This is a genomic window from Nonomuraea ferruginea (genome assembly GCF_039540635.1).
GTDB classification, from domain to species: Bacteria; Actinomycetota; Actinomycetes; order Streptosporangiales; family Streptosporangiaceae; genus Nonomuraea; species Nonomuraea ferruginea.
This window is the reverse complement of sequence record NZ_BAABFD010000011.1, coordinates 90859-104302: the sequence shown is the minus strand read 5'-3', so window position 1 is coordinate 104302 and position 13444 is coordinate 90859. Positions and strand designations below refer to the sequence as shown.

General features: G+C 70.0%; 11 protein-coding genes and 3 tRNA genes. 5 read left to right on the top strand and 9 right to left on the bottom strand.

All coding sequences use genetic code 11. The features are described 5' to 3' along the window. Window positions 1-104: 104 nt before the first annotated feature. The gene (locus ABD999_RS21340; protein ID WP_271277440.1) at window positions 105-1829 is read left to right on the top strand and encodes a hypothetical protein; all 1725 of its coding nucleotides are present in this window, start codon (window positions 105-107) and stop codon (window positions 1827-1829) included. A 108-nt stretch (window positions 1830-1937) separates the two neighbouring features. Here the strand turns inward: ABD999_RS21340 and ABD999_RS21335 are convergent. The 4 genes from ABD999_RS21335 to ABD999_RS21320 all read right to left on the bottom strand — a co-directional run bounded on the left by ABD999_RS21335 (window position 1938) and on the right by ABD999_RS21320 (window position 2880). Beyond that, window positions 1938-2013 (bottom strand) — tRNA-Glu (locus ABD999_RS21335). An 18-nt stretch (window positions 2014-2031) separates the two neighbouring features. Continuing rightward, window positions 2032-2107: transfer RNA gene (locus ABD999_RS21330), tRNA-Glu, on the bottom strand. Between the two features lie 78 nt (window positions 2108-2185). Further along, on the bottom strand, window positions 2186-2767 hold the full coding sequence (locus ABD999_RS21325) for a hypothetical protein (protein WP_271277439.1): 582 nt from the start codon (window positions 2765-2767) through the stop codon (window positions 2186-2188). Between the two features lie 41 nt (window positions 2768-2808). Continuing rightward, window positions 2809-2880, bottom strand: a tRNA-Gln gene (locus ABD999_RS21320). A 143-nt stretch (window positions 2881-3023) separates the two neighbouring features. On the opposite strand from ABD999_RS21320, the gene ABD999_RS21315 reads away from it, so the two are divergent. Beyond that, a complete protein-coding gene (locus ABD999_RS21315) occupies window positions 3024-4991 on the top strand; it encodes a M3 family metallopeptidase (RefSeq protein WP_271277438.1) in 1968 nt (655 codons plus the stop codon). Between the two features lie 4 nt (window positions 4992-4995). On the opposite strand, the gene ABD999_RS21310 is transcribed toward ABD999_RS21315, so the two are convergent. Together ABD999_RS21310 and ABD999_RS21305 are read right to left on the bottom strand one after the other, a co-directional pair. Beyond that, complete coding sequence (locus tag ABD999_RS21310; protein WP_271277437.1) at window positions 4996-5811, bottom strand: NAD(P)H-binding protein; 816 nt, start codon at window positions 5809-5811, stop codon at window positions 4996-4998. 59 nt (window positions 5812-5870) lie between these two features. Next, the gene (locus ABD999_RS21305) at window positions 5871-7502 is read right to left on the bottom strand and encodes a heparinase II/III domain-containing protein (protein WP_271277436.1); all 1632 of its coding nucleotides are present in this window, start codon (window positions 7500-7502) and stop codon (window positions 5871-5873) included. Window positions 7503-7631: 129 nt separating this feature from the next. On the opposite strand from ABD999_RS21305, the gene ABD999_RS21300 reads away from it, so the two are divergent. Further along, window positions 7632-8231, top strand: coding sequence for an HD domain-containing protein (locus ABD999_RS21300; protein ID WP_148029498.1), 600 nt, complete (start codon window positions 7632-7634; stop codon window positions 8229-8231). Between the two features lie 10 nt (window positions 8232-8241). On the opposite strand, the gene ABD999_RS21295 is transcribed toward ABD999_RS21300, so the two are convergent. Continuing rightward, on the bottom strand, window positions 8242-8604 hold the full coding sequence (locus ABD999_RS21295) for an antibiotic biosynthesis monooxygenase family protein (RefSeq protein ID WP_271277435.1): 363 nt from the start codon (window positions 8602-8604) through the stop codon (window positions 8242-8244). 124 nt (window positions 8605-8728) lie between these two features. Here ABD999_RS21295 and ABD999_RS21290 point away from each other — a divergent pair, with 124 nt between their 5' ends. Together ABD999_RS21290 and gltX are read left to right on the top strand one after the other, a co-directional pair. Further along, on the top strand, window positions 8729-9505 hold the full coding sequence (locus ABD999_RS21290; RefSeq protein WP_219552330.1) for a fumarylacetoacetate hydrolase family protein: 777 nt from the start codon (window positions 8729-8731) through the stop codon (window positions 9503-9505). A gap of 34 nt (window positions 9506-9539) precedes the next feature. Then, entirely contained in the window at window positions 9540-10871 is a 1332-nt protein-coding gene (gene gltX, locus ABD999_RS21285) for a glutamate--tRNA ligase (protein WP_378525191.1), read from the top strand. A gap of 84 nt (window positions 10872-10955) precedes the next feature. Here the strand turns inward: gltX and cimA are convergent, their stop codons facing one another. Both cimA and ABD999_RS21275 read right to left on the bottom strand, forming a co-directional pair. Further along, complete coding sequence (gene cimA, locus ABD999_RS21280; protein ID WP_271277433.1) at window positions 10956-12530, bottom strand: citramalate synthase; 1575 nt, start codon at window positions 12528-12530, stop codon at window positions 10956-10958. Between the two features lie 192 nt (window positions 12531-12722). Then, complete coding sequence (locus ABD999_RS21275) at window positions 12723-13370, bottom strand: DsbA family protein (RefSeq protein WP_148029493.1); 648 nt, start codon at window positions 13368-13370, stop codon at window positions 12723-12725. Window positions 13371-13444: the final 74 nt, after the last annotated feature.

Sequence of the window (13444 nt, the reverse complement as noted above, 5' to 3'; positions counted from 1 at the left end):
GAACGGGAAACCGGCCCACCGGCCCGCCGCCAGCGGTTCCTATAGCACATTTCCCCTTCGTATTTCGGGAGCCGAGTGTCTCGCGGGAGCACTAGCCTGAGTGCGTGACCGATCGCATCGAGGTAGCCGCCACTGAGCTGCGACCCCTGCTCGAAGAGTTCATCTTGTGGGCGCGCACCAACGCGCCTGACAGCGACCCCGAGCTGGTGGGGCCCGCCGCACTCTGGCACCGCCTCGCCTTCTCGCCGGACCTCGGCACGTGGAAGCGCGCCGACCTGCGCGACCTGCTGCTGGACCGCATGCCGGAGGTCGTGGATGATCCTGACGCCGCGGCCGACGGCATGCTGCCGGCCGTCGACGCCTACCTGACGTTCCTCGCGCAGACCGGCAGGCTGACCGCGGGCTCCGACGGCCTCGACGATCTGCGGGCCGAGCTCGACGACGTCGAGGACCGCTTCGTCGAGCTCATGGAGGACCTCATCGACGACGTCGACGAGGACGAGGGCGAGGACGACGATGACGACCTCGGCGACCTCGGCGACCTGGAGCCGTTCGCCGACGAGCTCGCCGCTCTCCCGACGATCCGGCTGCGCCCCGACTCCGAGCTGGCCGCGGCCGCCCGGGGGGTGCCGCTGATCGCCAAGGCCCGCGACCTCGCCCTGTGGGTGGGCTCGGGCCGCCGCATGGGCGACGACACGCTGCTCAGCGACGCCGAGATCGAGGAGGCGCTGGCGACCGTCGGCCTGCCCAGGCCGGAGACGTCCGGTCCGCTGGCGGAGTCCGTCCCGCAGCTGTGGAACGTCTGGAACCTCGCCGTCGACCTGGAGTTCCTGGAGCCGGGCGAGGGCAACACGGTCGCGGTGCAGGACGACACCTCGGAGTGGCCGTTCGACGACGACGAGGACGTGCTCGACGCGTGGATGCTCGGCCTCCACTCGGTCGACTACGGCGATCCGGAGCCGTCCGACGACGACCTCGCCATGGCCCTGGCGGGCCTGACCCGCAACCTGCTCGTCAGGCTGCTGCTCGGGGGCGGCTCGCGGCTGCTGCCCGAGCTCCGCGAGGAGCTGGCGGAGGCCGTCGCCGACAACGACGAGCTGGGCGGCGACGCCTGGGCGGCGACCGGCGACCCGCTGGCGCCCGTGCTCGACTGGCTGACCGGCTACGGCATGGTCGAGCTCGACGGCGACACGCTCAGGCTCACCGCGCTCGGCACCGAAGGCGTCGTCCACCTGGTGGACGATTCCGACATCGAGATCGACGCCCGCCCGGCGATCGAGTCGATGAGCGCCCACGAGCTGCTGGTGCTCAGCGCCGAGCTGCCCGAGGAGGAGGCCGACGCCGAGCTGGCCGCGTGGATGCGGCTGCGCGAGCCGGCCAAGGCGGCGGAGGAGCTGCTGCAGGCGGCGGCCGAGGACGAGGCCGACGCGCTGATCCGGGTGCAGGCGGCCAGCGTGGTCGGCACGCTCGGCGCCGACGCGGTCCCGGCCTGGCAGGCGGCGCTGAAGGAGCCGTCGCTGCGCCCGTACGCGGCCACCCACCTGAGCCAGCTGGGGGTGGAGGGCGCGCCGCAGCCGACGGAGGACGACACCTACTGGCTGATCCTCGACATGTGGACGATCTCGGCCGGGCTGGGCCGGGCGGAGTTCGTGGGCAGCCTGCGTGACATCGACCCGGAGATGATCAACAACCTGCTCGAGGTGATCTGGAAGATCCCGCACGCGCACGTCGAGGAGCTGCTGGACCGGATCTCCCAGGTCCACCCCGACAAGCAGGTGGCCAAGGCGGCGCGAAGGGCGCTGTTCAAGGCCCGCTCCGCCAGTCAGTGACGTTTCCGGGAAACGCCGTCTGCCCAAGCAACAGGGCAGGCGGCGTTTTCTGGCATATGCCCCGAAATGCGAAAAGACCCGGTCGGCAGACCGGGTCTTCATGAAAGGTGGTAGTCCCGACCGGATTCGAACCGGCGCTACCGCCTTGAGAGGGCGGCGTCCTGGGCCACTAGACGACGGGACCTTCGTGAGCTTGCGACAGTGGTAGTCCCGACCGGATTCGAACCGGCGCTACCGCCTTGAGAGGGCGGCGTCCTGGGCCACTAGACGACGGGACCCTGTCCGCAAGCGGTGTGCCGGGGACCTCCCCGGCAACGGACGTAACTCTACCGCACCCCGAGGAGCACTCCAAACCACTATGAGGCCAGCAGATCGGGCCTGTGGTGGCGCACCCACTCCCCCATCCGCCCGTTCTCCCAGGCCGGGTCCACGACTCCCAGGGGGATGCCGAGCCACTGCAGGCCGGTGTCCGGGTCGACCGGCACCCGGGCCAGATGGGCGCGCATCCAGCCGGGGACGCGTAGCGGCACCTCGCGCTCGCCCCAGCCGACCAGGCCGACGCTCCGCATGGCCCCGGCGCGCACCTGGACGCCCCCGGGCCGGCCGACGCGGCGCGGGCTGGCCATGCGGCTCTCGACCACGTCGACGCGCTCGATGCCGGCCCACGGCAGCCGGAGCAGGAAGCCGTACGTGTCGGCCATCTCGACGCCTTCGGCGGAGAAGCGGACGACGGTGCCGCGGACCATGCGGCGGTATCTGGACACCAGCACGCCGGTGAGCGCGGCGGTGGCGATGATCCCGATGAGCAGGCCCAGGCCCCCGTCGCCGGTGAGGATGCCGCCCAGAGCGGTGGTGACGGGGAGGAACAGCAGGAGCGGGAGCACGAAGGGAGCGACGAAGGCGCCGAAAGCCCGGTGCCGGATCCGAAACTCTTCCATAAAACAAGAAAACGGATGCCTTATCAGACATCCGTCACGTGCTGGGGTACCAGGACTCGAACCTAGACTAACTGAACCAGAATCAGTCGTGCTGCCAATTACACCATACCCCACCGCTCACGAGCTCCTTCGGAGCGCGCTCGGCGATGTCCGAAAGAATAGCCCAGCCGAGGGGGTAAGGCCAAAACGAATCCGCCACTCCCTTGGAGGCGTGCCAAGCTGAGGGGGACGAACCCCACGTGGAGGAGCCCCAGAGTTGGCCGAGAACCCGTTCTTCGCCCCGAGCAGCCTGCCCTACCGGCTGCCGCCCTTCGACGAGATCCGCGAGGAGCACTACCTGCCCGCGTTCGAGCGGGGGATGGCCGAGCACCTGGCCGAGGTGGAGGCGATCGCCGGTAGCGACGAGCCGCCCACGTTCGACAACACGATCGCCGCTCTGGAGCGCTCCGGCCGGATCCTCGACCGCACGGCCACGGTGTTCTTCAGCGTGGCCGCGTCCAACACCTCCGACACCCTCATGGAGATCGAGAAGCGCGTCTCCCCCGAGCTGACCCGCCACAGTGACGCGATCCGGCTCGACCGGGCGCTGTGGGCCCGCATCAAGCGGGTGACGACGGACGACCCCGAGCAGGCGTGGCTGCTGGAGAAGTACCGCGAGGACTTCATCAGGGCCGGCGCCGACCTGACCGAGCCCGAGCAGGAGCGGCTGCGCGGGCTCAACGAGGAGCTGTCCAGGCTGTCGACCGAGTTCTCGCAGAACCTGCTGAAGGCGTCGACCGAGTCGGCGCTGGTGGTCGACGACGCCGCGGAGCTCGACGGGCTGGACGAGGCCGCGATCAGGTCGCTGGAGAAGAACGGCCGCTACGTGCTGCCGCTGCTCAACATCACCAACCAGCCCGCCCTGGCCCAGCTCACCGACCGCGACGTGCGCAGGAGGCTGTTCGAGCTGAGCGTCGGCCGCGCGCCGGTCAACTTCGGGCTCGCCGTCCGCATGGCCACCCTGCGCGCCGAGCGCGCCGCGCTGCTCGGCTTCCCCGACCACGCCTCGTACGTGGTCGCCGACCAGACGGCCAAGACCGTGGCGGCGGTCGAGGAGATGCTGGGCCAGCTCGTCGGCCCGGCCGTGCGCAACGCCAAGGCGGAGGCCGAGGCGCTGGCCGGGCAGGCCGGGTTCCCGATCGAGCCGTGGGACTGGTCCTACTACGCGGAGAAGGTGCGGCGGGCCCGCTACGACTTCGACGCCGACGCCATGCGCCCCTACTTCGAGCTGGGCCGGGTCTTCCGCGACGGGGTGTTCGAGGCGGCGACGCGGCTCTACGGGGTGACCTTCACCGAGCGGCCCGACCTGTCGGGCTACCACGAGGACGTGCGGGTCTTCGAGGTGTTCGACGAGGACGGCTCCGCCCTCGGCCTGTTCCTGCTCGACCCGTACGCCAGGCCGGGCAAGCGCGGCGGGGCGTGGATGAACAACCTGGTCGACCAGTCGTTCCTGTTCGGCGAGAAGCCGGTGGTGATGAACAACCTCAACATCACCAAGCCGGCCGAGGGGCCGACGCTGCTGTCGTACGACGAGGTGAACACGGCCTTCCACGAGTTCGGGCACGCGCTGCACGGGCTGTTCAGCGCGGTGCGCTTCCCCCGGGTGTCCGGCACGAGCGTGCCGCGCGACTTCGTGGAGTATCCGTCGCAGGTCAACGAGATGTGGGTGACCTGGCCGGAGATCCTGGCCAGCTACGCCCGCCACCACGAGACCGGCGAGCCGATGCCGGCCGAGCTGGTGGAGAAGCTGAAGGCGGCGGAGAGGTTCAACCAGGGCTTCAGGACGGTCGAGTATCTCGCGGCCACGCTGCTCGACTGGGCCTGGCACAGGCTGGCGCCGGGCCAGGAGGTCCCAGACGCCGAGGCGTTCGAGCAGGCGGCGCTGGAGGCCGCCGGGATCGCCTTCCCGCCCGTCCCGCCGCGCTACCGGACCAGCTACTTCATGCACATCTTCTCGGGCGGCTACAGCGCCGGCTACTACTCCTACATCTGGAGCGAGGTGCTGGACGCCGAGAGCGTGGAGTGGTTCAAGGAGAACGGCGGGCTCAAGCGGGCGAACGGCGACCACTTCCGGCGGGAGCTGCTGTCGCGGGGCGGCAGCGTCGACCCGCTGGCGTCCTTCCGCGCCTTCCGCGGCCGCGAGCCGGGCATCGGCCCGCTGCTGGAGCGGCGCGGCCTGGTCTAGGGCCTCACAGGAACGCCTCGGCGTGCTCGGCCGCCCACTGCGCGAACGTGCGCGGCGGGCGGCCGGTGACCGCCTGGACGGTGTCGGTGACCTGGTAGACGCCGTCGGGCACGTCGAACGCCTCGACCTGGAAGGCGATCAGCTCCTCCGGCACGCCCCGCGCCCGGTAGCGTTCGCGCATCTCCGCCACGCCGAGCTCCACGTACGCGATCTCCCGTCCGATGGCCTCGCCCAGGATGCGCACCTTGGCGGGCATGTCCAGCAGCTCCGGCCCGGTGAGCCCGTAGGAGTGGCCGGCGTGCCCGTCGCCGGTGAGCACGGTCGCGATCACCGCGCCGATGTCGGCCTCGTGGACCATCGCCGTCTTCGTGGCCCCGAACGGCTCCTCGACCACGCCTGCCGTCCGCACCGAATCGGCCCAGGCCATGGCGTTGACCATGAACTCGGTCGGCTGCACGTACGTCCAGTCGAGGTCGCTGCCGGTCACCGCGGCCTCCAGGGTGCCGGTGGACCAGCCGCTGAGCAGGGTGACCTTGCGCACCCCGGCCTCGCGGACCAGCTCCACGACCTCCTTGCCGTGCGGCTGCGGCGCGTAGTCCGGCCCGCCGACGTCGATGAGGTGCACGCCGGTCACCCCGCGCAGCGCGGGGACGAGCGTCTCGGGGCGCGCGAGGTCGCCGCAGACGACCTGCACGCCCGCGGGCAGGCCGGCCCCGGCGGGGTCGCGGGTGAGCGCCCGCACGGGCGCTCCCATCCTGAGCAGCTCGTCGACGACGTGGCGGCCGACGGATCCGGTGGCTCCGGTGATGAGGAACGTCATGGGAGCGACCGTACGGATCAATGCGGAAGGTTCGGTTCCGCGATGCGCCGGCGGAGCGGTCAGAGCACCTTCGCCGGGAAGGTCACGCCGTTGACCTTGACCTTCCCGCCCGCGCACGACACCTTCGGGTCGTCGGTGCCGGGCACCACGATCGTCAGCAGCTCCTTCGCCGCGGGCGAGACCACGACGTTGGTGCGCTGCTTGGACAGGTAGGTCGGCGACATCCAGCCGAGCCTGCCGCCCCGCTCCACCTTCTGCCCGCCCACCGGCCGGCAGGAGGAGAGCTGCACCAGCGTGACCTTGAACGAGCCGTCGCCGAGCACGACCCGGCCGCCCTTGTTCGAGATCAGCTTCAGCTCGTCGTCGAACCGCCACAGGTTGCGGATCTTCTTGCCGCCGGACGCGGTGTCGTGCACCGCCATCACGTCCTCGCCGTGGTTGACGAACACGGACCGGGTGCGGGTGACGCCGTAGGCCTGGTCGGACAGCCTGAACGACTGGCGGTCCTTGCCGTAGCTGGTCTTGACGAGCTTGCTGGCGGTGCGCGGCCGGAACCGCTGGCCCACCACGGTCGGCACGTTGTGCGCCTCGGGGGAGAGCGTCCAGTAGCGGTACGACGTCTTCTCGTAGGAGTGGAAGCCGGCGTCGACGAGCACGTCACGGCCCTGGGCGTAGTAGGTGACGCCCAGGTGGTCCTCGTGGCCGTGGTACTTCATGCCGGGGCCGTACCTGATCGAGTAGTACGCCGAGTCGCGCTTGTCCCAGTCGGTGCGGCCGTAGACGTAACCGGCCCGGTAGGTGCGGACCTTCTCCTTCGGCGTGCCCGTCTCCATCTTGGGTTCGGTCTCGGCGCTGCCGTCGCCGATGGGCACCATGAAGCCGTTCGGCTGGGTGGAGTGGGCGATGAAGTCCTTCAGCGCCTCGGCCCGCTTGCCGATCTCGCCGGGCACCTTGCGGCCGCACGCGCGCATGTTCGTCATCGCGACCTGGAGTCGCCCGTACACGTAGACGGCGTAGCGGGGGGCCTGCTCCATCAGCGCGCCCTGGGAGTCGACGTCCAGCTTCACGGTGCCGGTCAGCCGTCTGGAGGCCAGGTCGGACCAGTCCTTGCGGTGGTAGCGGCAGCCGATGGCCATGAGCGCGATGTCCTGGTCGATGCCGTGGTTGTGGCCCTTCTTGTAGAGCCGGGGGTTGGACAGCAGCCTGGCGTGGACGGTCAGGCTCTCCTTCAGCCAGCTCTCGTTCACGTGCCTGCTCAGGCAGACGAGCGGCTGGGTGCGCAGCGAGACCGGGTGGTCGGTCCAGACGTAGGACTTGGTGCCCCGGGCGCCGTGTTTGTTGCGGGCCACCCAGTCCTTGGTGATCTCCTTGGCGCGGTCCAGGTAGCGCTTCTCGCCGGTGTTCTCGTACTCGACGACGAGGGTGCCCATCCAGCGCAGCGAGTGGTAGACGTACTCCCACGAGCGGTTCCGGTACGGGCTCGCGTTCCAGTCGATCTTCTTGCCCAGCTTGTAGGCGGGCAGGCCGACCAGGGAGATCTCGCCCTGCATCACGTCCGCGGCCGTCGGCGTGCCGGGCAGCCAGTCACCCTGGCACTCGGCGGTGCGCTTGACGGGGGTGTCCGCCTGCGCCGGGCTCCCAGCAGCGCCGAGGACGAGCGTGAGAGCAAGAGGGATCGCGAGGCGGCGCACGCCGATTCCTTTCGGGCCAAAGAGGTGAGGGTGAAACATGCTGGCCGAATCCGGATAACAAGGTCAAGTCAGGTGCGCGATCGTTAGCCGCCCGATGCGCTCCCCATCCGGGTCGGCCATGCTGATCTCATGAGATATGACGACATCGTGCTTCCCGACACCCCCGTGTGCCACGCCGCCCGCGAGATCGCCGCCAAGTACCACACGCCTTCCCTGATGAACCACTCGATCAGGGCCTACCTGTTCGCCGCCGCCTACGGGCAGGCGAACGGCATCGCGTTCGACGCCGAACTCCTGTACGTGTCCGCGATGCTGCACGACATGGGCCTGACGCCGGAGTTCGACAGTCACGCGGTGCCGTTCGAGGAGGCGGGCGGCCATCTGGCCTGGGCGGTCACGGCGGGCGCCGGATGGCCCGAGGAGCGGCGGGTGCGCGCCGCCGAGGTGATCGTCCGCCACATGTGGGACGAGGTGCCGGTGGACAGCGACCCGGAGGGTCACCTGCTGGAGCTGTCGACCGGCATGGACATCTCGGGCCGGCGCACCGACGACATCCCGCCGGGCGTGCGCGAGGAGGTGCTGCGCCGCCATCCGAGGCTGGACCTGGCCCAGGAGTTCGCCGGGTGCATCGCCGAGCAGGGGCGGCGCAAGCCGTCGAGCATCGCGGGGGCCTTCCTGCGCGGCGGCGTGCTCGACCGGATCGCCGCCAACCCGCTGGACCGCCTCTGAGACGCGGGCGTCAGGACGCCGGCGCCGCGTGCTGGATCACCTCGAACGTCCACACCTGGGAACCCGACGCGGCCGGGCCCTGCCCGTGGCCGTGCCCCTGCCCGTGGCCGTGTCCCTGGCCGCCGCGCTCGGCGGCGGCCTCGGCGTGGCCGCGCTGGAAGGCCTGGCTCTCCTGCCAGCGCTGGAAGTCCTCCTCGCTGCGCCAGCGGGTGTAGACGAGGTACTGGTCGGTGCCCTCGACCGGGCGGAGCAGCTCGAACCACTCGAACCCGTCGGCCGACTCCACCAGCCCGGCCCGGTTGGAGAAACGCTTCTCCAGCGTCTCGCGCATCTCGGCGGGGACGGTCAGCACATTGATCTTCACCACGGACACGGGAGCTCCTCCAAGACGTTCCGGTGCTTGCCCGACAAGCAAATCACGGCGGCGGCCCGCTCGCCGGGCGGGCCCCGCCGGTTAATCGTCCGGACCCCGCCGGTGTCGGCGATAGCCTTGTCAGGTGCGTATAGCGAGGTTCTCCGCAGGCGAAGGCGTGGCGTTCGGCGTGGTCGAGGGCGGCCCCGGTGAGGAGATGGTGTCCGCCGTCGCCGGTCATCCGTTCAACCAGGTCCAGTTCACCGGCGAGCGGTTCCCCCTGTCGCAGGTGAAGCTGCTCGCCCCGATGCTGCCGAGCAAGGTCGTGGCGATCGGCCGCAACTACGCCGAGCACGCCCGCGAGATGGGCAACGAGGTGCCCGACGAGCCGCTGATCTTCATCAAGCCGTCCACCTCCGTGATCGGCCACGGCGAGTCGATCGCCTACCCGACGTCGCTGTCCCACCGCGTCGACTACGAGGGCGAACTGGCCGTGGTGATCGGCAGGCTGTGCCGCGAGGTGCCGGTCGAGCGGGCCAAGGACGTCATCTTCGGCTACACGTGCGCCAACGACGTCACCGCCCGCGACCTGCAGAAGAAGGACGTGCAGTTCACCCGGGCCAAGGGCTTCGACACCTTCTGCCCGCTCGGCCCGTGGATCCAGACCGACCTCGACGCGTCCGACCTGGCGCTCACCACGTCGGTCAACGGCGACATCCGGCAGAGCGGCCGCACCAGCCAGCTCATCCATGACATCCCTGCGCTCGTCGCCTACGTCAGCGCCGTCATGACACTGATCCCCGGCGACGTCATCCTGACCGGCACGCCCGCGGGCGTGGGCCCGCTGGAGATAGACGACGAGGTCAGCGTCGGCATCGAAGGCATCGGCACTCTGACGAACAAGGTGGTTGCTCGTGACTGATCTACGGGTGCGCTTCGCCCCGTCCCCGACCGGCATGTTCCACGTGGGCGGCGCCCGCACGGCCCTGTACAACTGGGCGCTGGCCCAGCAGTCCGGCGGCCGGTTCGTGCTGCGCGTCGAAGACACCGACGCGTCGCGCAACCGGCCCGAGTGGACCGAGGGCATCATCTCCGCCCTCGACTGGATCGGCGTCAACGGCACCAACCCGGCGTTCGAGGGCCCCTACTTCCAGTCGGCGTTCGAGCCGCAGCACCGCGAGGCGGTGGCCAAGCTGCTGGCCGACGGCAAGGCCTACTACTGCGACTGCACCCGCGAGCGGCTCGTCGCCCGCACCGGCTCCGAGCACCGCGGCTACGACGGTCACTGCCGCGAGCGCGGGCTGACCGCGGGCGCCGTCCGCTTCCGCACCCCCGACGAGGGGGTGACCGTGGTCGCAGACCTGATCAGGGGCAACGTGGAGTTCCCCAACGAGGCGCAGGAAGACTTCGTCATCGCCCGCACCGACGGCTCGCCTCTTTACGTGCTGGCCAACGCGGTCGACGACATCACCCAGGGCATCACCCACGTGGTGCGCGGCGAGGAGCATCTCGGCAACGCCGCCAAGCAGGAGCTGCTGTGGCCGGCGCTGGGCGCCACCCCGCCGGTCTGGGCCCACCTGCCGGTGATCGTCAACGAGCAGCGCAAGAAGCTGTCCAAGCGCCGCGACAAGGTCGCGCTGGAGGACTACCGCGCCGAGGGCTACCTCGCCGAGGCCATGGTCAACTACCTCATGCTGCTCGGCTGGGGTCCGGGGGACGACCGCGAGATCATGCCGTGGTCGGAGATGGTGCCGCTGTTCCGGCTTGAGGACGTCAACTCCTCCAGCGCGTTCTTCGACGAGAAGAAGCTGCGTGCCTTCAACGGCGAGTACATCAGGGCGCTGCCGCTGGAGACGTTCGAGGAGCGCTGCCTGCCCTACCTGGAGCCGTCCTGGGACCGCGAGCTGTTCAGCAAGGTCGCCCCGCTGGCGCAGACCCGGGTCGGGGTGCTGTCGGAGATCCGGCAGAACGTCGACTTCCTGTTCCTGGAGGAGCCGGTGTTCGACCAGGCCTCCTGGGACAAGGCGATGAAGAACTCCCCCGAGGAGATCCTGAGCGGCTACCTCGACCGGCTCGACACCGTGAGCTGGGACCCGGAGTCGCTCAAGGAGGCGCTGGAGGAGGTCGGCGCCGCCAACGGCCTCAAGCTGGGCAAGGCGCAGGCCCCGGTGCGGGTGGCGGTCACCGGCCGGACGGTCGGTCTGCCGCTGTTCGAGTCGATCGAGGTGCTCGGCCGCGAGCGCGCCAAGGAACGCGTCCGCGCGGCGCTGGCGCGCCTGCGAGGCTGAGTGCTGGTGTAACCGCCGCGCTCTGGGGCTTCTCCTCGAGGGTTGGAGGGGCGCCGCGGGACGCCCCTCCAACGGTTCAGCCGCTCAGCACTCGTGTCCGGCGCGGAGCAGGCCGTACGTGACCGCCTGCTCCAGCGCCTGCCAGGAGGCGTCGATGATGTTCTGGCCGACGCCGACCGTGGACCACCCGGTGGTGTCGTCGCTGGAGGTGATGAGCACGCGGGTGATGGCGCCGGTGCCGTGGGTGCCTTCGAGGATGCGCACCTTGTAGTCGACCAGCTCCACCTTGGCCAGGTCGGGGTAGAGCTTCTCCAGCGCCAGCCGGACCGCCTTGTCGAGGGCGTTGACCGGGCCGTTGCCCTCGCCGGTGGCGACGATCCGCTCGCCCTTGGCGTGCAGCTTGACCGTGGCCTCGCTGACCAGCTCACCGCCCTTGGTGTGCTCGACGATGACGCGCCAGGACTCGACCTCGAAGTGGCGCCTGCGCTCGCCGTGGACGGTGTCGCGCAGCAGCAGCTCGAACGAGGCGTCGGCGGCCTCGAAGGTGAAGCCCTTGGACTCCAGGTCCTTGACCCGGTCGACCAGCTCCTTGGTGTTGCCGGGGGTGAGCTCGTAGCCCAGCTCGCGGCCCTTCAGCTCGACGGACGCGCGCCCCGCCATGTCGGAGACCAGCATGCGCATGTCGTTGCCGACCTCGGCGGGGTCGATGTGCTGGTAGAGGTTCGGGTCGACCTTGATGGCGCTGGCGTGCAGGCCGGCCTTGTGGGCGAACGCCGAGGCGCCGACGTACGGGGCGTGCGAGTTGGGGGTGACGTTGGTGACCTCGGTGATCGCGTGCGCGATGCGGGTCATGTCGGCCAGCGCCTGCGGCGGCACCAGCTCGAACCCGCGCTTGAGCTGCAGGTTGGCGACCACCGTGAACAGGTTGGCGTTGCCGGAGCGCTCGCCGTAGCCGTTGGCGCAGCCCTGCACGTGGGTGACGCCGGCCTTCACCGCGGCCAGCGTGTTGGCGACCGCGCAGCCGGTGTCGTCGTGGCAGTGGATGCCGACCCTGGCGCTGGTCTGGACGGCGCCGTGGACGATCTCGGCCAGTTCGTCGGGGAGCATGCCGCCGTTGGTGTCGCACAGGGCGATCACGTCCGCCCCGGCCTCGGCGGCGGTCCTGACGACCTCCAGCGCGTAGGCTGGGTTGGACTTGTAGCCGTCGAAGAAGTGCTCGGCGTCAAGGAAGACGCGCTGACCCTCCGCACGAAGGTGAGAGACCGTGTCGCGGATCATCGCGAGGTTCTCCTGGAGAGTCGTGCGGAGGGCCAGCTCCACGTGCCGGTCGTGACTCTTGGCGACAAGGGTCACGACCGGCGCGCCGGATTCGCGCAGAGCGGCGACCAGGGGGTCGTCGGCCGCCTTCACACCTGCCCGGCGGGTCGCGCCGAACGCGGCTAGCTGCGCGTGCCTCAGGTCGAGCTCTGTTCGAGCGCGCCTGAAGAACTCGGTGTCCTTGGGGTTGGCGCCGGGCCACCCTCCTTCGATGAAGCCGACGCCCAGCCCGTCCAGGTGGCGCGCGACAGCGAGCTTGTCGGCCACCGTGAGGTTGAGGCCTTCCTGCTGTGCGCCGTCACGCAGCGTCGTGTCATAGACGTGGAACCGGTCGTCGGCCATGGATTCTCTTTCTGAGAGTGGAGGAAAACAAAAAGACCCCTCACGGACGTGAGAGGTCTGCGCGCTGGCGGTGTCCCTGCGTTAGCCAGCGCGCCTGCCGATAATGAGCAGACCGTAGAACATGGTGCTCCCGAGTCTGCCATACGAATCCAGTGCCCGGGACATCGATCTCACAGTACGGACGAGATCTGGTCAGACGGTTACCCCGTCACCGCCCGTGATGGCCTTCTCCAGCGCGGCCGGGTCGAACGCCTCGTTGCCCATCACCCGGCCGTCGAGCACCAGGGTCGGCGTGCCCTCGACGCGGATGCCTGCGGTGTCGCGCAGGTGCGCCTCCGCGTACGCCTGGGAGTTGACGCACGACTCGGCGGAGGCGGCGCCGGCCTTGCGCGCGGCGGCCACCAGCTCCTCCACGGTGAACCCGGTGGCCACGCCGTGCGGCACCGGCTGCATCGCGTACAGCTCGTCCCGGAAGGCCAGCCAGCTCGACTCGGGGACGCACCGGGCGGCCGCGGCGGCCCTGATGGAGTTCGACCGCGACGGCTCGTCCCGGAAGATCGTGACGGGGTGGTAGACGACCTTGACCTTGCCCTCCCTGGCCAGGCGTTCGATCGTGTCGTCGACCCGGGAGTGCAGCTCTCTGCAGACGGGGCATTCGAAGTCCTCGTACAGGACCAGCACCGGCGCCTGCCCGCCGCGGTCGGCCAGCACCATGGACCCGTCGGCCTGCCGCATCAGCCGCACGCCGTCGGAGGACGGCCCCGACTGGACCAGCGTCACGAATCCCATCACGGCCAGCACCGCAACGGCGGCCACGATGGCCGCCACCCTCTTGTTCATCCCCGCCCGCTCTCGTCCGCCGATCGCCGCGACCCTATCGGAACTGGGAACATAGGTGTTATCCGGCCACACCA

Excerpts from the sequence above, each read along its gene's own strand:
- ABD999_RS21325 (WP_271277439.1), bottom strand. The coding sequence starts at position 2,767 with ATGGAAGAGTTTCGGATCCGGCACCGGGCTTTCGGCGCCTTCGTCGCT.
- ABD999_RS21310 (WP_271277437.1), bottom strand. The coding sequence starts at position 5,811 with ATGACGTTCCTCATCACCGGAGCCACCGGATCCGTCGGCCGCCACGTC.
- ABD999_RS21300 (WP_148029498.1), top strand. The coding sequence starts at position 7,632 with ATGAGATATGACGACATCGTGCTTCCCGACACCCCCGTGTGCCACGCC.
- gltX (WP_378525191.1), top strand. The coding sequence starts at position 9,540 with ATGTTCCACGTGGGCGGCGCCCGCACGGCCCTGTACAACTGGGCGCTG.
- cimA (WP_271277433.1), bottom strand. The coding sequence starts at position 12,530 with ATGGCCGACGACCGGTTCCACGTCTATGACACGACGCTGCGTGACGGC.
- ABD999_RS21275 (WP_148029493.1), bottom strand. The coding sequence starts at position 13,370 with ATGAACAAGAGGGTGGCGGCCATCGTGGCCGCCGTTGCGGTGCTGGCC.